The organism is Capnocytophaga genosp. AHN8471 (genome assembly GCF_016806945.1).
In the GTDB taxonomy this organism is placed as follows: domain Bacteria; phylum Bacteroidota; class Bacteroidia; order Flavobacteriales; family Flavobacteriaceae; genus Capnocytophaga; species Capnocytophaga periodontitidis.
The window spans coordinates 39931-56892 of sequence record NZ_JAESPJ010000020.1; the positions used below are offsets into that span (position 1 = coordinate 39931).

Sequence of the window (16962 nt, forward strand, 5' to 3'; positions counted from 1 at the left end):
TTGAAGATTTTAGTATACGATAGTACTTTTGAAGGCTTCCTCACAGCGGTTTTTGTAGTTTTTGAATACCGTTATGAGGAAGTTGCTATCGTTGCCCAACACCAATTTGCTCCCTCTCTGTTTGAGGAAGCAATAATTGTATACACCGATGCAGCTAAGGCTGAACGCGTGCTGAACAAAATAGAACAATGTTGGGGAAAAGAAGGGAAAGCAGTGGTATTGAGGGCTTTCCTATCGGAAGAAGAGGGAATGGAAAACTATCTATTAGCCGCCATCCGATTGATGATACAATACCCTGAAGAACAAGTGCTTGAAAACTATGGGAACACGGCTATTGCTGCCATACAAAAGGCTGCCAAAAGTGTAGGCAGAGAAGTACACCGTATGAAAGAGTTTGTGCGTTTTGAGAAGGTAGGCGATTTGTATTTCGCCAAAATAGTTCCTGAGTACGATGTGCTGGCTTTGGTAGTACCTCACTTCAAAAATAGATTTTCCGACCAGCAGTGGGTGCTCTACGACCCGCAACGCACCTATGGTTTTGCTTACAATTTAGAAGAAGTTATCCCCTTTACTCCCGCCGATAAACAATTTGGGAAGCTATCCACCTCCCTGCCCGACGGCTATGAAATGCTTTGGAAAACTTATTTCCAGCACATCAACATAGCCGAACGCAAGAACAGCAAGTACCAGCTCAGGAATATGCCTAAGCGTTATTGGCAGTACTTGCCCGAAGTTTAAAACGAAAGGGAAAGAGGTCTATCGGTAGAGAAAATTTGAATACCTTTTTGCGCCCATTCTTTGTAAAGATGGTCACCTTTAGTTGCCGCACGTTTGTCTAAGTTTCCTAAAGTACCCAAAATAGCAGGGATTTTCAGTTCGTTCAAACGTTGGTAGAGCGCATCGGGAGCTACTTTGATACCTGTAAAGGCTACCAATTTTTCTTTTGGGATACCCGTTTGCAATATACGTTCTAACTCATCGTTGTTGCGCACACTTACCGAGAGCAACATCTCAGGAGCCACTTTGTAGAGCGCTTTGGCTTGCTCGGTATTATAGCTGATGAGCACCACTTGGGCTTCCATACCTTCAGCACGTACTAAATCTACTACTTTTTGGTAAGAAATTCCTTTTTTGAAATCGAGCATTAGGTATCCGTGATTGGCTTTACACCACGCTAATACATCTTTTAAATAAGGAATTTTAAACTGAGTTACATTACCGAACTCATCTTTTAGATTTTCTTTGAGTAAATCGGCGGTAGACATAGCAGAAACTTCACCTTTGCCCGTTGCAGTACGACCTAAACTGTTGTCGTGCATCAAAAGCAAATCACCATCGGCACTTTCAAAAATGTCAATTTCAAAACTGTGCACTCCCTTAGTAGAAAGATACTGAATGCTTTCCAAGCAGTTTTCGGGGTATCCTTTGAGACCTTCGCCGCCACCACCGCGGTGAGCCGATACAATAGGTTTGGCAGCAAAATAAATTTGGTTAGTAATCTCTTGCTGAGCGATAATTTGTCCTGTTGCAGGAGCTGAAGCGTTTTTGCAGGCTATGGCGCAAAAAAGGAGTCCTATAAATGATAAAATTTTCTTCATCAGTGTTATTTATTTCTTCTTATTTTTCTTAGTAGTTTTAGTTTTAGTGTTTTGGGTATTTTTAGTGTTTAATAAAGGAAGATATTGGCTATAACCTTCTTTTTCCATATCTTCTTTAGGGATAAAGCGCAACGAAGCACTGTTGATGCAGTAACGCAAGCCGCCTTTATCTTTAGGTCCGTCGTTGAACACGTGCCCTAAGTGAGCATCGCCTAATTTGCTGCGCACTTCGGTACGGGTCATATTGTGAGAAGTATCCGTTTTTTCAGCGATGAGCTTGTTGTCGATAGGTTTAGAGAAACTTGGCCATCCACATCCTGATTCAAACTTATCGGTAGAGACAAAAAGCGGTTCACCAGTGGTGATATCCACGTAAATACCTTCACGAAATTCATCGTAATAAGCATTAGCAAACGGACGTTCGGTGGTGCTTTCTTGGGTTACAGCGTACTGTTCGGGGGTGAGCTGCTTGCGGAGGTCGGCTTTAGAAGCTTTTTTGAAAGTCTTCTCGGTAGGAGCGGGATTCGCTTGGCGAGCCAACTCAAACAAAGCGGGTGAAATATGGCAATACCCTTGCGGATTTTTGTCTAAATAATCTTGGTGATATTCTTCGGCTTTGTAGAAATTTTTTAGCGGAAGTACCTCTACCACTATAGGTTGGGAGTATTGTTTTGCCACTATGGCAATAGCTTTCTCGATAAGAGGTTTTTCAGCTTCATTTATGTAGTAGATACCCGTGCGGTACTGAGTGCCGTGGTCGTTGCCCTGTTTGTTGAGGGACGTAGGGTCGATGATTTTGAAATAGAGGTCGAGTAGTTGGTTCAGGTTGATGAGTTGAGGATCGTAGGTAACTTTCACCGTTTCGGCAAAACCTGTATCGCCCACACACACTTGGCGGTAGTTAGGCGCTTGCGAGAGGTTGCCATTGGCATAACCTACTTCGGTAGCGATCACTCCGCGTATTTGCTTGAAGAAGTGTTCAGTGCCCCAAAAGCAGCCTCCTGCAAAATAAATATCGGTAGTATTGGAGTAATTTTGTTCTTTCATCTCGTTGTTGAGGTTCTTGTTGTTAGTTGAAACTTGTTGGTTAGTAGCGGTTCCATTAGCGCATCCTAAAGTGAAGACACTTGCCAAAAGGCTAAAAAAAAAGGTTTTCATTTGCTGTTGTTGATTATTAGTTTTTCAGTTGGCAATTTCTTCAAAAACAGTGCCAATACTAATTTTCAAAAACAAACTTTTTTCCGTCTTCAGCTAAAAAAACATTCTTAAAAACCTCTTGGGCTTCTTGTTTAAACATATTTACATCGGGGTAGCGAGAGGAGTAGTGCCCTAAAATAAGCGCTTCAGCCTGAGCATTTTTGGCGACAAGCCCTGCTTGGTAGGCGGTAGCGTGCATTGTTTTAGCAGCAAGTTCTTCATTGATTTTCAAGAAAGTAGATTCGTGATAAATCACTCTTGTTCCTCGTATTTCGGTTGCCAAATCTTCTAAATAAACCGTGTCGCTGCAATAGGCGTAACTTTGCGGACGATGAGGTTCAAAAGTGAGTTCAGTATTAGCAATAGTTTTACCATTTTCTAAAATGATGTCTTTTCCGTTTTTGATATTCTGATAATCACATACTTCAATCTCGGGGTATTGGGCGATAGCATCCATATTCAGGCGGCGTTCACCTTCTTTTTCTTGAAATAGGAAACCATTGGTATAGACGCGGTGTTGCAACGGAATAGTGCGCACTAGCACTTTGTCATCTTCGTATAAGAGTTCAGAATTTTTAGAAGATAGTTCGTGAAAATACAAAGGGAAAGGCGTGTAAGCCCCGCCGAGTTTGAGTACGAGTAGCACCGCTTCTTTGATGCCTTTAGGTCCGTAGATATGCATTTCGGCTTCACGACCAAGGAGTTGGAAAGTAGAAATAAGTCCGAAAAGTCCATAGAAATGATCGCCGTGGAGGTGAGATATGAAGATGTGCTTGATGCGGGAGAATTTAGCATTGGCATTGCGGAGAGCGATTTGGGTAGCCTCTCCACAATCGATGAGGAACAGATGACCGCGCATTTCGAGCAGTTGAGCCGAGGGGCGGGCATTAGAGCGAGGGGTCGCACTGTGGCAACCTAAGATAGTTACTTCCATAAGTCGCGTTCTATTTCGTCGAGTTCAATAAGGTCGTAGGCTTCTTGTAGGGTAGGGGCGATGTGCAGGCTGAGTTCAAAATCTTCGAGAGCCAAAGCGCGTTGCACCACCACCACCGATTTTGCTTGTTGCTGGCTGTACTGTTTTGCAAACGAAGCAAGTGGTTTGAGGTCTTTTTTGAGCCAGTGTTCCTCTTCGGGTAGTGTAATGATAATATGCTGAGGTTTTTGGGTAGCGCTGAATGTTGCCAGCCAAGAGGGGAGTTGTGATTTATTGAGGGTAATTTCGGTAGTTTCTTTCATTAGTACAAATTTCTCGCAAAATTATAAATAATATTTTAAAGGACAAAGGAATCTATTAAAAAGAAGAGAATAGTGTGAAATAATCAATTATTTTCTTTCCTTTTTAGTATCGAAATACAATTTTGAGAAAAGAATAACGAATAAAACTCCTGATAAAAAAGGAGCGATTTTCCCTTGATTGTGAAGGTATTCTATAACAGCATAAATGGTGTAGCCCAAAGCGAGCAACAGCATTGTGATAATAAGAATTGGTTTTTTGGGATTCATAAAGGTTAAAAAAGGTTTTATAATGGATTAGTTTTTAATTGAAAATGGAGAGTATTACCAGTCTGTTTATCCAAAAACTTACCTTCTATATCAGTAAAAAAAGCTACAAGAGTATTGCCTACAAAGAGTTTGCCCATCGCTCCTCCTAAGGCTTCAGCATCTTCAGGTGATAGATATTGCGTTGTATAATGCACAATATCTTCCCTTATACCCTCTATAACCGATTTTATTTGAGTAATATACCCCTTTTCGTTTAGGGTGACCATAAAATAACATTTATCGTTTTTACTTAACTGCATCATCTCTCTTGTCGCCTTGTCGGCACAAGTGAGTTTCCAAGTATTATCGGACACATAAGAAGTTTTAAACTTTCCCTTATTATGTGCATCATATTGATAAAGAGAGCTATACATAGCGTTTGAGGTACGCACAGCAAATTTCAGTAATTCTTTAATCTGGTTTATATCTTTTATATTAGTAGGTTCTTGTTCGCTAAGTGTGCAATTTTCTATTTCGTACGTGTTAGAGGAAATTTTAAAATTCCCTTTACAACTTTTTTCGGTATTACCCGTTATTTGCATAGCAAAACTAATTTCTTTTCCATAAAAAACTAAATCTTTAAAATCTAATTTTTCAAAAAAATCTATTTTTTGTGCAAAAGAGGTATTCACTAAACATATTAGCGTAAATAAAAGATGTTTCATTTGAGAAGATAGAGTTACTTATGTACAAATGTTATTCTTGTTGTCTTTCTTTTTGTAAAGCAAAACCTATAGAAATAGCTGAAAGCAAACATACCAATGCTGTAAGGCTATTGCTTAATACCTCTTTACCATTTAAATTTGCAAAACATAGAAAGGCTATTTCTACAAAAAATCCGATGGTTGCTAACACAAATAAGACGCTTTTTACATCTTTTCTTAAAAAAGGTTTCATAATAAATAAGGTATTAAGATTAAAAATTGAGATTGAAGTGAGTTAACGCTTTTCTCTCTTACTGACAAAATAGCCAATAACAAAAATATTACTGAATAGCACTATGTATGACAATGCTACTAACCATTTATTGAGTTGGTATTCAGCAAAACCATTCATATAAATAGGAATAAATGATATAATGGCTATAGTGAGCAATATATAACGTATGGATTTTTTCATATTATGAAGGTTTTAAAATTTCGCTACAAAGTTAGTAATTAGTTTTTTACAAAGCAAGAAAAAAAGGATATTTAACATTTTATCCGCGGTGGGACAGGCTTCTTTTTATTTGTTTTTTACAATATAATCTTGAAACATTGGGTAAAAATTTTCTTCAAAATATTTTCTTTCTTCTACGGTTAAGGATGTTGAAATTTCTTCGTTAATACAATTGTAAATATTGTAATAAACAGCAGTTTTCTCTTTCCATCCTGTTTTAAGCGAAGGGGCATAAAAAACTTCTATAACACTCTGTTTCTTGATTTTATTCTTTAATGCTGCTAATGAAAAAAGGTCGACTTGTTGTTCACTTATCAAAAGCTGGTTGTCATTCTCTTTTAGGATTTCACCCATATCGTTTTTGATAGTTTTCTCGTCTGTGAGCAAAGCGTTTGGCAAAGAATGATTGATGTAATTAATTATTGAAGAATCACCATATTTATAGGCGTTTTTAATGAAAAAATGAGGTTTATATAAGAAAAGTTGGTATAAATATACATTATAATCTTCTAAATAATATCCTAATGAATCATCTTTAAAAATATGATTCAAAATATCATATAAAATAGCTTCATCTTTCTGTTCGATGCGAACTAACAATAGTTTTATGAAAAAAACTTGAGCATATTCCTCTTTTTCAAAATCTTGTTCTTTTAAAAAATTGAAAAACTCTAAGCGAAAATCCTTTTTTTGAAAATCATCTAATTTTAAATCTTCAATATAGGAGCTTTTGTATTTGTATTGTTTTAATTCAATGTTCTTTATGAATGATGCTGAAGTATTTACCCCTTCAATAAGAGTTGAATTACTTATACTATTCTTTGGGATATTATCGCCTTTCCCGATTGCACATTTTAAAGCAAGAGATAAAATGATGAAAATAGATATTTTGTAATAAATCATACATTCTGTTTTTTATGAAGAAGCTGTTTAAAAAAATAAAAGTTCCTGAAAATTAGTAAAATTGTGTTTGAGAAAAAAGAACACCAAAATTCAGTAACTTTGTGCAAAGATACAATAAATCATCTATACCACCATTTTGCAGAGGGCGATATGGTATGCCTCGTCGCTGATAAATACGTAATCATCCCAAATATCCATAATCCTGAATTTAGAATATCCCCTTGGGAATGTAATATCCAGAAGCTCCAAGTCAGACAATCTCAACAGTTTTTGGTTTCCTTTCCATTCATCTGTCTTGAAAATCGGAGATAGGATTAGATATTCTTTTTGGGCGCTGAATTTTCCCCTCAAACCTTGTTTTTGTGCAAGCTTTTCCAATTTTTCCTTTCCCCATATTTTCCTCTTGTAGATACCGTCTTGGGTGAGTTCGAGGTACCAATAATACTTGAATCGTGATAAGCTGCAAGGATTTATTGTATCTGCTTCCACGAAGGCATAAATCGAATTATCTTTTATCATAAGGCTACCTATCTGGGGATAGGAGTAACTAAAATCCATTTTGTGATAGATACCCTCTGCCCGTCCTAAGGATAGCATAAAATTGCTTCGGACTTTTTCATTTGTAAATACAGGGGTGAGTTGCTTGTCCCAATGCAGCGTATGTGTCTCATTGTCATAGTGTAGAGAGGTAAAACTATTTGCGGCAAAAACCTCTCCGTCGACACGGCAAATAATCGGATAAACCCCGTTTTCGCCAAGTGTGGAAATCTCCGTGATATTCTCTGCAGCACACAAGTTTTCACTTACAACTTCGCACGGTTTCTGCTCGGGAGACGACACCCACCAGACTTTTTTATCTTCTCCGCTAATAATTAAAATATCGGAATCTGTATCCAACAAAACGGGCTTATTCCAGCTTTTCTTTTGTGCGGGAGACGGAATGAATGACCATTGCCCCGCCTTTATCCAAACGATACCGTAGCAATTGCCGTCATCGCCGCTACTCCAGATAACAAATTCGTCTTTTCCTCGTGCAAAATGATTTTTTGCATTTATGGGAGCATATTGATAGGCACCATTGCTTAGCTTGAATCCCGTAGTCGTCCACTCTGAAATTTTATCTAATTTTACCTGCATAATTTTCTCTCCTAATCTCCACAGATATTACAAGTACGCGAAAAATCTTTTCGGATTTCATATTTTTTATAGCCACCACATTTGCGACAGTAATATCCGCCTTCCCATTTTAAAGAAGCTAAATATTCTTCGCAATCTAAGTCAGTTTTAAAGCGTTCAGTAAACTCTAAGAGGCTTTGTCCTTTGAATAAATTCGTAATATATTAGTTTTCAGAGTGCAAATATGTGAATTTATTTTGACACCTCAAAACTTTTTAAATAAAGTAAAAGTTCCCGAAAATTAGTAATTTTGTGTTTAAGCACTTCTAACATATTTAATTCATTATCAACATACCACAAATGAAAAATCCAATTCTATTTCCTGCATTTCTTTTATCAAATACATAATATATGAAGGAAGCGTAAAACCTCCATTGTCATAAGATGATATGATAGAACAATATATATTTCCTTTTTTTATATTGAATTTTTTACAAAGCTGAATAATTGTATTGACATCTTCTTTGCGATTTATATCTATAATAATGTTTCTATGCTCCTCATTCACCTCAAAGTCTAAATCTAAACTCACCATTGAGTGTTGTATCTGAATAAATTGGTCAAGACTCATATTCAGCATTCTGAAAGCACAATTCACTTCATCAATTCCATTTTCTCTTTGTATATTCATCATAAAATTAATTTTCGCTGTATTTTTTGCACCTATTTGGAACATTACCCATCTGGGATATTGCCTAGACCCTTGCTATATTCATTGGGTTGTCATCATTTTTCTTCTTTCTTTTATCCTTTATATAAAAAAGTGTAAGAACTATTAATACAATATAAATAGGGATATATTCTTTTGCTATCATTTATTTTATTTTGAATTGTTTTGTCACTTTCTTTTTGAGTTCTTTTATTCTCAGTACAAGTTCCCAACGCACATTGGCAGGGTGAAATTAGTTATCAATGGTTATTTTTTTGGCAAAAATATATTTTAAATTAGATAACAAAAGTTCAAATGTAAAAGATAAAAGAGGAATAAGCATCAGTTGCCTTTTGTAAAAAAGGTTTTATAATGGATTGGATTAGTTTTTTACGAAGCAAAAAATTATCTTTTCTTCAATTTCAACAATCCATAAGTGAGCAACCCTAACAACAATGAGGCGCTAATTGCCAAAATAAAACTTCCTACTAAATATTGTAACAAATTGTTTTGGATATATTCCATTGCTGTGAGGTCGCCTTGCGGCAGAATGGTGCCTCCCACAAAAAAAGTACCTATTTTAAGAGAAGAGAAGATAAGCACTGGTATCATTGGGGGAATACTCACGTTGGAGCAGATAAAAGCTAAAGTTTTGTTCAAATTGAAGAATACTGCCAAAGTGATAGTAAGTATGGTTTGAAAACCCCAAAAAGGTGCAATGCCAAAGAATACGCCTAATGCTACTGAACCTGCTTTCACGCTGTCGCTGCTGTTGCTTTCTAATATATCTTCTTTGATGAAGCGTTTAAGGCTCTTTTTTTTGGCATCTCTAAAGAAATTACGCGGCTTGATATAGAAAAGCGCGATAAGTACCAACACGCTGTTGAGCAAGCTGATACGCATAAAATCGCGGAAAGGGCGAAAATGAGAAACGCGTTCTTCGGGGTCGTACAACACTTGTATAGGTACATTTTTTAGTTGTACTCCATTCCAACTGCTGCGCACTAATATTTCTATTTCAAACTCAAACTTTTCGGTATAATATTTCTTAGGGATGTGATGCAAAGGATACAACCTATATCCCGATTGTGTATCGGGGAGATTGACACCCGTTTCGAGGTGAAACCAGAAGTTAGAAAATTTATGTCCGAAGCTACTTTTCTTAGGCACGCCATCTTGGGTCATATTGCGGCTGCCTACCAGCAGAGTAGGTTCATTTTCAGCTTCTATAGCGGCTATAAATACGGGGATATCATCGGGGTAATGTTGTCCGTCGGAGTCGATGGTAAGGGCGTAGTCGTAGCCTAAATCACGAGCTTTGTTAAAGCCTATGCGCAGGGCATTGCCTTTGCCTTTGTTTTTGGGAAGATGAATAATAGTGAGTTGGGGGTAACGCGCGAGTATATCGGGAGTAGCATCGGTTGCGCCATCATTCACTATGATAATGTGAGAGGTATAGCGCAACACCCCATCAATCACGCGAGCGAGGGTTTTAGCATTGTTATAAGTAGGAATTAAAACGCAATAGTTCATAGTCCCATTTTCTTTTTCTCTTCATCGTTAAACACTTTCGACTTCTTTACAAATCCTGCTATATGTTTTTGTAATTCAGGAGATTGCTGAGCGTAGTGTGCGAGTATAAAATCCTTATCAGCAGTGATGTTGTTGCGATAGGGTACTACTTTGGGCAAGTGTTCTTGTACACTGAGGCGTATGAGATGGAGTTCAGCATTTTGAGGTTGCTGTTTGAGGGCGTTTTCTAATAACGGTTTGCCCTCTTTGAGCAAGGCAACTCTACCCCCTCCAAATTTTGCTAATATCATTTTGCTCGCCCCTTTATAGGCGCTTAGCACTACATCGGTAGTAGGAGCATTGGCTATCAGCTCTACAAAAGCTGTAGCGTTCTCTTTGCTATCGGAAGCTGTAATATAGGCAGCGCGCACCTTTTCAAGGCTCTGCGCTTGCAGAGCCCCAAAACTCAAGAATAATATGATGAAGTAAATGTGTTTCATTTAGTCAATATCTTTTATCCACATACCCAGCTGTGAGCCCTCGCTGGCTTTATCTATTAAAAATTGCTCTATACAAGTCGCTACCATTGGCATATAGCAAGATAGCAATGAGGATTACAAATCCTACCATTTGAGCGTATTCTAATACTTTTTGATTAGGAGCTCTACCTGTTACCATTTCATAGAGGAGGAATACCACGTGTCCGCCGTCTAAAGCAGGTATAGGCAAGATATTCATAAAGGCTAAAGCGATAGAAAGGAAGGCAGTGATTTGCCAGAAAGAAAGCCAGTTCCAATTATCTTGGAAAAGTTTGCCTATAGAGCCAAAACCACCTACTTCACTTGCACCTTTTTTGGTGAATACAAATTTAAATTGCGAAACATAGTCGCGCAACACGTTGTAGCCATAAGCAGTTCCGTGACTTAAGGCAGCTCCTAAAGAGTAGTTTTTATGTGAAAGCTGTATTTCGCCTTCTCGTTGTCCTGCCGAAATTCCCATTTTTTTCTCTTCGCCGAGAACTATTTTTAGTTCTTTAGCTACTCCGTCGCGTTCTATCATCACACTCACGGGAGTACCCTCAGGAGCCATTGTAAGGGCAGGAGGTACGTCCGAAAAATAGTAGATAGGTTCTCCGCCAATGCTTACTAATTTGTCGCCTTTTTGCAAGCCTGCTTTAGCTGCTGGTGATTCTGGAAAAACGGTATCGATAATAGCTTTTGTTTTGATGCTAAAAGGAGCAGTTTCACCGCGTAAGTATAGGGTTTTACCTATGTTTTCGGGGAGAGAAAGGGTGCGTGTATTGCCGTCGATGCCTTGTACGGTAAGCTGTTTGGGGTCGCGCAACAAAATGTGTTTGCTGGCTTCCAACACATTCTCCAAAGGCTTGCCATCGATAGCGGTTACAATGTCGCCATTTTTAAAACCATAAGCACGCATAGTGCGAGTAACGGCAAAACCATCTTTCACACCTTCGGGTTTGAGGTAATCTTGCCCCCAAGCGAAGAGAATCATTGAGTAAATAAAGAACCCTAAGAGCAAATTCACGGTTACCCCACCTATCATAATGATAAGGCGTTGCCACGCAGGTTTAGAGCGAAACTCCCACGGTTGTGCAGGTTGCGCCATTTGCTCTTTATCCATACTCTCATCAATCATACCGGCAATTTTCACGTAGCCGCCCAGTGGTAGCCACCCGATGCCATATACAGTTTCACCTATCTTCTTTTTGAAGAGGGAAAACTTCACATCAAAGAAAAGAAAAAACTTTTCTACTCTTGTTTTGAAGAGTTTAGCAGGGATAAAATGTCCTAATTCGTGTAGGACTACTAAAATTGAAAGACTCAGAATTAATTGAGCCGCTTTTATTAAAAATACTTCCATTCTTTTTTAGGCTATAGGCCTTAGGCCACAGGGGGGTAGGATAATGTAACTATTGTGTATTACTTATTGTCAAACTTTTTTGTAAAGAAGTAAGCATTTTTCCTACTTCTTTTATTAAACCCAAAGCTTTTTCAATATCAGAATTGTTTAGATAATTAATCATAACACAAAGCAATAATTGTGTTTCTAATTCGGCATTAGAACTTTTGGGCACTTAAAGCAAATTGTTCTTCTTTAGGTAGTTTCTTAACTAAGTTGTAAACTTCAACTACAAGATCCATTGCTTTTTGCCAAACAATCAAATCTTTAAAGTCTTTTATTTTATTCATTTTGTTGGTTTTTTTAATTATTTTTTATACTATTGTTAGGGCTCTATACCTATCCCCTGACACCTGACACCTAAGCCTTCTTATTCGCTAATTGTCCGCAGGCAGCATCGATGTCTTTACCGCGTGAGTGGCGAACGGTAACGGTAATGCCTGCTGCTTCAAGCATTGTTTGGTAAAGTTCAAGTGCTTTAGGGTCGGCTTGTTGAAAATCACCGTCGTCTATGGGGTTGTACTCAATGAGATTTACCTTAGAAGGGGCAAACTTGCAGAATTTTATCAGCGCCTCTACATCCTTTTTCTGGTCGTTGATACCCTTCCACACTACATATTCGTAAGTGATGCGGTTTTTAGTTTTTTGGTACCAATATGCCAAAGCTTCTCGCAGTTCTTCTAACGGGAATTGCTCATTGAAAGGCATAATGCCTGTGCGCACACTGCCAATGGCTGAATGCAAAGATACTGCCAATTTGAATTTTACCTCGTCATCAGCCATTTTTTTTATCAATTTGGGGATACCCGAAGTGGATAGCGTGATGCGTTTGGGCGACATTCCTAAGCCTTCAGGCGAAGTAATCTTGTCGATAGCCTTCAGAACATTGTTGTAGTTCATCAGCGGTTCGCCCATTCCCATAAACACTATGTTAGAAAGCGGACGACCAAAGAAAGAGCGACTCTGCTCGTCGATTACTTTCACTTGGTCGAATATTTCATCGGGCAGGAGATTGCGCATACGTTTGAGGCGCGCTGTCGCACAAAACGAACAGTTGAGACTACACCCCACTTGGCTGGATACGCAAGCAGTGGTGCGGGTATCAGTAGGAATCAACACCGACTCTACCAACAAGCCATCGTGCAGGCGCACTGCGTTTTTAATCGTACCATCGTTACTGCGTTGCATCACATCCACTTTGATGTGGTTGATACTGAAGTGTTCAGCAAGCATCTCGCGTGTAGCTTTGGGCAGGGAGGTCATCTCGTCGAAAGTATGTACCCCTTTCTGCCACAACCATTCGTATACTTGGTTGCCGCGGAAAGCCTTGTCGCCATTACTTTCAAAAAAAGTGCGGAGTTCTTCTTTAGTAAGAGCGCGTATATCGCGTTTTTGGGTCATAATTTAAAATCCTTTACTACCTCTTCTAAAGGCAAACGTGATTTAGGTCGCAAGTGCAACTGATTGCTGTCCTTAGGGTCGCGATAGCCTATCGCCACGGCAAAGAGCGTAGTGTATTCAGGTTCGTTTAAAAGTCTGTCGTATTCGGTATTGACAATGCCCTCCATAGGGGTGCTATCAATGCCCATTGCCGCACACGCACTGAGGAAAAATCCTAATGCGATATACACTTGGTTGTTCATCCACGCATAGAGCCCTACATCACCTTTGGGTTTTTGCACCTTGTGATAAAAGCCAAGTCCTGTTTCGGTAGCAGCTTTAGCGAGCTTTTTCTCAAATGAAGGCAAGGCACTATTTGCCATAAACACCACTAAATGGCTGGCTTGTTTTACGCGTTCCTCATTGATGAACGATACTTTGGCGAAAGCTTCCTTAGTAGCCTCATCACTTATGAAAACAAATTGCCAAGGTTGGGAGTTGATAGATGAAGGAGCGAGGCGTAATATCTCTTTGAGTTTAGCAATATCTTCATCGCTCACACGCTGAGAGCTGTAATGTTTAGTAGTATAACGATTTTGTGCTAATTGCAGAAAGTCCATAGTGTTTTGTTTTTAAGTTTCAGGCGGCAAAGGTACGGCGTAATTAGCAAATTACCAAATTAGTAGATAGCTATTATCCCTCTTTTTACTGTTGTTATTGTGTTACAACCTTGTTACCAATGCTTACAACTTTTTGCAAAAACGGAAAAAGCAATAAAATCCTATTGTCATTTATTTGTGATCTTGCGAATTGTTATTATCTTTGCACCCTAATTTTTTAAACAGAAAAATGAAGCTAAAGTTATTTTACACGTGGATTTTCTTCTTAACAGCTACTTTTGCAATGTTTGCACAAAACATAGAAGTTTCAGGAACTGTAAAAGATGAAAAAGGCGAGCCTTTATTAGGCGTATTGATATTGGTGAAAGGTACCCAGCGAGGTGCTGCCACCGATATGGATGGAAAGTACACCATTCAAACCAAAGTAGGCGATGTGCTGCAATATTCCTTTTTGGGGATGAAAACTATCGAAAAGAAAATCACAGCAAGCTCTAAACATTTAGACATTGTGATGAAGGACGATGTACAAGAGCTTGAAGAAATGGTGGTTACCGGCTATGGAGCTCCTAAGCTCGCTAGCCGCACCGTCGCACAAGTCGCACAAGTACAAGGCAAGGATGTGAGTGCCGCTCCGGTAGCCAGCGTATCCGATGCCTTACAAGGACGATTAGCAGGGGTTGTGGTTACTACCTCATCAGGAAGACCCGGTAGCAATAGTGATATCCTTATCCACGGTTATAATAACTTCCAAGGAGCATTGGCAAAAACAGGTACTCAAGAACCTTTGTATATAATGGATGGAATAGCGGTGAGTAGTAGTGTGATGAGCGACTTTAACCCTAATGATATAGAAACGATTACGGTGCTTAAAGACGCTGCTTCTACCTCTATCTATGGGGCACGTGCTGCCAATGGGGTGATTTTGATTACTACCAAAAAAGGACGCCGTAATGAGCGTACCAATATCACAATTAGCCATCAGCTTGGTTTTTCAGCACTTACCAATGCCAGTCGCAAATTCTTCGACGATATGATGACGCCACGTGAATATATGGACTTTTGGCTTGAAAGAAGTCCATCTTCTATTATCTCGGCAGCGGGGATGACCAGTATGGGCTCCACTCGCGAAGTAGCTGAAGCTGCTGCTAACAAAATATTGGCAGAAAACCCTTATAATACTCGTTGGGATAAAGTTTTCTTTCGAGATTTTGTTCCTCTTACACGAACAGATGTCTCTCTTTCAGGAGGGACAGAGAGTACATCGTACTATCTTTCTTTAGGATATTTTAAACAAGAGGGAACCTTGAACCCTTCTTCCGATTACAAACGTTACACTCTCAATGGTAGTGTTAATACTCAAGTTACAAAATGGTTGAAAGCAGGTGTTTCGTTTGTAGCAGGGCATAATGAACGCGATGGTAGTGGCTCAGACTCTACCATACGTATGAATACTCTTCCTTTCTACACTCCTACTTACGCTGATGGAAAAAGAAAAGACTATATCACTAGTATCATAAGTCCTTCGTTAGGTTTCTATCATCCAGAGTACTACGCTGAAAAGCACCCGAGATCGACTATTAGTGATGACTTTATGCCTTCAGGATTCATCAGTGTTGAACCTGTAAAAAATTTGATATTCAAAACACAAGGAGGGGTACAGTACGGTTATGGCGATGTAGAAAATAAAGAGCTTTCCTCTTTTATTATATACAGACAGCGAACCCCAGCTCCTACTACTAATTCTTATACACTTTTTAGTAGCAGTAGATCACTTAGAAAAACACTTACTAACACATTAGAATATCGTTTTCTATTAGGAAGAGAAAAACAGCATAGTTTCAATGTATTATTAGGACAAGAATCTATAGAAAACAGTTCAAAATCATTGACAATAGTAACTTATGGGCAACCTTCCGATGGACTTTCAACACTTTCACACGGGAACAAAAATAAAACGGTAGAAGATGATAAAACAACAACTACTTTTAATTCTTACTTTGGAAGGTTAGAATACTCTTATGGTAGTCGTTATTTCTTAGATCTTTCAGCACGTAGAGATGGTTCATCAGCTTTTGGTAGAAATAATCATTACGGTAATTTCTGGGCAGTAGGAGTGATGTGGAAACTCAAACAAGAGAACTTCTTGAAAGAGGTAAAATGGCTTACCGACCTAAATTTGCGCTTTAGTACAGGTTTATCGGGTAATGCAGGAGGGGGTAGTTACAATCATCTCACCACTATTGAAGGTGATAGTTATTATCAACAAAATATGGGATATACTATTTATCGCTTAGGAAACCCTAATTTGCATTGGGAAGAACAACGCAAAACTACTGTAGGTCTTAACGTTGTGTTCGACCGAGGCACTTCGTTTAATATAGAGTACTACGATCGCGAAACTTACGATATGCTTTCAAGCCGAGAACTCAACACTACCTCTGGGCAAAATCAGTTTTACGACAATGCAGGGGGTATGCGCAACCGAGGTATTGATTTTACTTTTTCATCAGTAGTGTACAGAAGTAAGAATAACGACCTCACTATCCGTCCTTATTTCAACGTGAATTACAACAAACAAGAGGTAACTTCTCTTTTTGGTAACAAAATATCGGATGTAAGTACAGGCTCAGGAGTGGGGTATAAATTAGGTAGACCCTTAGAATGGGCTGCTGTGATTCGCAAAGGGGTGAACCCAACTACGGGTGAAACCGAGTATTATGTGCCAGGTACCGACCGTATGGAACAAGTAACCGATGACAACAATGTAACTACAACTTATGATGACAGCAAACTGATACAAACTACCGGTAAGAAAATGCAAGCTCCTACCAATGGAGGGTTTGGTTGGAATATCACTTATAAATCTTTTTCATTAGATATGGCTTTTTCATTCTCATTGGGTAGATATGTAGTAAATAATGATATGAGATATGTAGAGAATCCTGGTAGGTTCGGGGTGTACAATATGAGCAGAAAAGTATTTGACTATTGGAAACAAGCTGGTGATAACACACGTCATCCTAAAGTAAATTCAGATGTATTTATATATAGCTTAGATTCACGCCTCATACAAGATGCTTCGTATATGCGTATGAAAAGCATCAGCCTTAGCTATCGTTTACCTAAAGAAGTGATCGATCAAATAAAATTCTTTGAAGGTATACGTATTTATACTACCGCTCGTAATATCTTTACTCTTACCAAGTATGAAGGACCAGATCCTGAGTCGGCAAGTGCTATCTCTTTAGGAGGTTATCCTCCTTCTCGCCAGTTCACCTTAGGTATAGATCTTAACTTTTAAAAATAT

General features: G+C 38.8%; 19 protein-coding genes and 2 pseudogenes. 2 read left to right on the top strand and 19 right to left on the bottom strand.

Features of this window, described 5'->3' with window-relative positions; genetic code table 11:
* On the top strand, positions 1-738 hold the full coding sequence (locus tag JMN12_RS09185; protein ID WP_203138759.1) for a TIGR03915 family putative DNA repair protein: 738 nt from the start codon (positions 1-3) through the stop codon (positions 736-738).
* On the opposite strand, the gene JMN12_RS09190 is transcribed toward JMN12_RS09185, so the two are convergent.
* The 19 genes and pseudogenes from JMN12_RS09190 to JMN12_RS09275 all read right to left on the bottom strand — a co-directional run bounded on the left by JMN12_RS09190 (position 735) and on the right by JMN12_RS09275 (position 13655).
* Positions 735-1607: a glycerophosphodiester phosphodiesterase family protein gene (locus JMN12_RS09190; protein ID WP_203138829.1), complete on the bottom strand. Its 873-nt coding sequence runs from the start codon at positions 1605-1607 to the stop codon at positions 735-737. The two genes, JMN12_RS09185 and JMN12_RS09190, sit on opposite strands and share 4 nt — an antisense overlap.
* On the bottom strand, positions 1608-2756 hold the full coding sequence (gene msrB, locus JMN12_RS09195) for a peptide-methionine (R)-S-oxide reductase MsrB (protein ID WP_203138765.1): 1149 nt from the start codon (positions 2754-2756) through the stop codon (positions 1608-1610).
* 58 nt (positions 2757-2814) lie between these two features.
* A complete protein-coding gene (locus JMN12_RS09200; RefSeq protein ID WP_096088623.1) occupies positions 2815-3729 on the bottom strand; it encodes a ribonuclease Z in 915 nt (304 codons plus the stop codon).
* Positions 3720-4031, bottom strand: coding sequence for a hypothetical protein (locus JMN12_RS09205; protein ID WP_002678453.1), 312 nt, complete (start codon positions 4029-4031; stop codon positions 3720-3722). Before JMN12_RS09205 ends, JMN12_RS09200 begins: the two co-directional genes overlap by 10 nt.
* Before the next feature lie 87 nt (positions 4032-4118).
* Positions 4119-4298, bottom strand: a complete 180-nt coding sequence (locus JMN12_RS09210) for a hypothetical protein (RefSeq protein WP_203138766.1) — start codon at positions 4296-4298, stop codon at positions 4119-4121.
* 17 nt (positions 4299-4315) lie between these two features.
* Complete coding sequence (locus tag JMN12_RS09215) at positions 4316-5002, bottom strand: hypothetical protein (protein WP_203138768.1); 687 nt, start codon at positions 5000-5002, stop codon at positions 4316-4318.
* A 31-nt stretch (positions 5003-5033) separates the two neighbouring features.
* Positions 5034-5234 (bottom strand): hypothetical protein, encoded by a 201-nt coding sequence (locus tag JMN12_RS09220; protein WP_203138769.1) that lies wholly within the window; start codon positions 5232-5234, stop codon positions 5034-5036.
* Positions 5235-5276: 42 nt separating this feature from the next.
* Positions 5277-5456, bottom strand: a complete 180-nt coding sequence (locus JMN12_RS09225; protein ID WP_198467588.1) for a hypothetical protein — start codon at positions 5454-5456, stop codon at positions 5277-5279.
* Positions 5457-5561: 105 nt separating this feature from the next.
* The gene (locus JMN12_RS09230) at positions 5562-6398 is read right to left on the bottom strand and encodes a hypothetical protein (protein ID WP_203138770.1); all 837 of its coding nucleotides are present in this window, start codon (positions 6396-6398) and stop codon (positions 5562-5564) included.
* 123 nt (positions 6399-6521) lie between these two features.
* Complete coding sequence (locus JMN12_RS09235) at positions 6522-7535, bottom strand: hypothetical protein (protein WP_203138771.1); 1014 nt, start codon at positions 7533-7535, stop codon at positions 6522-6524.
* 14 nt (positions 7536-7549) lie between these two features.
* Positions 7550-7735: pseudogene (locus JMN12_RS09240) on the bottom strand (transposase); the annotation flags it as partial.
* Positions 7736-7860: 125 nt separating this feature from the next.
* Positions 7861-8208 carry a hypothetical protein gene (locus JMN12_RS09245; RefSeq protein ID WP_238423866.1) on the bottom strand — a complete coding sequence of 116 codons (348 nt, stop codon included), beginning with the start codon at positions 8206-8208 and terminating at the stop codon, positions 7861-7863.
* A 420-nt stretch (positions 8209-8628) separates the two neighbouring features.
* The gene (locus JMN12_RS09250; RefSeq protein WP_203138774.1) at positions 8629-9756 is read right to left on the bottom strand and encodes a DUF2062 domain-containing protein; all 1128 of its coding nucleotides are present in this window, start codon (positions 9754-9756) and stop codon (positions 8629-8631) included.
* Positions 9753-10235, bottom strand: a complete 483-nt coding sequence (locus tag JMN12_RS09255; RefSeq protein ID WP_203081585.1) for a hypothetical protein — start codon at positions 10233-10235, stop codon at positions 9753-9755. The genes JMN12_RS09250 and JMN12_RS09255 overlap by 4 nt, the downstream gene beginning before the upstream one ends.
* A 49-nt stretch (positions 10236-10284) precedes the next feature.
* Positions 10285-11616, bottom strand: coding sequence for an RIP metalloprotease RseP (rseP, locus tag JMN12_RS09260; RefSeq protein ID WP_203081586.1), 1332 nt, complete (start codon positions 11614-11616; stop codon positions 10285-10287).
* Positions 11617-11665: 49 nt separating this feature from the next.
* On the bottom strand, positions 11666-11779 hold the full coding sequence (locus JMN12_RS15480) for a hypothetical protein (RefSeq protein WP_262896521.1): 114 nt from the start codon (positions 11777-11779) through the stop codon (positions 11666-11668).
* A pseudogene (locus JMN12_RS15485) lies at positions 11762-11945 on the bottom strand (four helix bundle protein); the annotation flags it as partial. The pseudogene JMN12_RS15485 and the gene JMN12_RS15480, both read right to left, overlap by 18 nt.
* 70 nt (positions 11946-12015) lie before the next feature.
* Positions 12016-13056, bottom strand: a complete 1041-nt coding sequence (rlmN, locus tag JMN12_RS09270) for a 23S rRNA (adenine(2503)-C(2))-methyltransferase RlmN (protein WP_203081587.1) — start codon at positions 13054-13056, stop codon at positions 12016-12018.
* Entirely contained in the window at positions 13053-13655 is a 603-nt protein-coding gene (locus JMN12_RS09275; RefSeq protein ID WP_203081588.1) for a nitroreductase family protein, read from the bottom strand. The genes rlmN and JMN12_RS09275 overlap by 4 nt, the downstream gene beginning before the upstream one ends.
* Positions 13656-13884: 229 nt before the next feature.
* Here JMN12_RS09275 and JMN12_RS09280 point away from each other — a divergent pair, with 229 nt between their 5' ends.
* On the top strand, positions 13885-16956 hold the full coding sequence (locus JMN12_RS09280) for a SusC/RagA family TonB-linked outer membrane protein (RefSeq protein ID WP_203081589.1): 3072 nt from the start codon (positions 13885-13887) through the stop codon (positions 16954-16956).
* Positions 16957-16962: the final 6 nt, after the last annotated feature.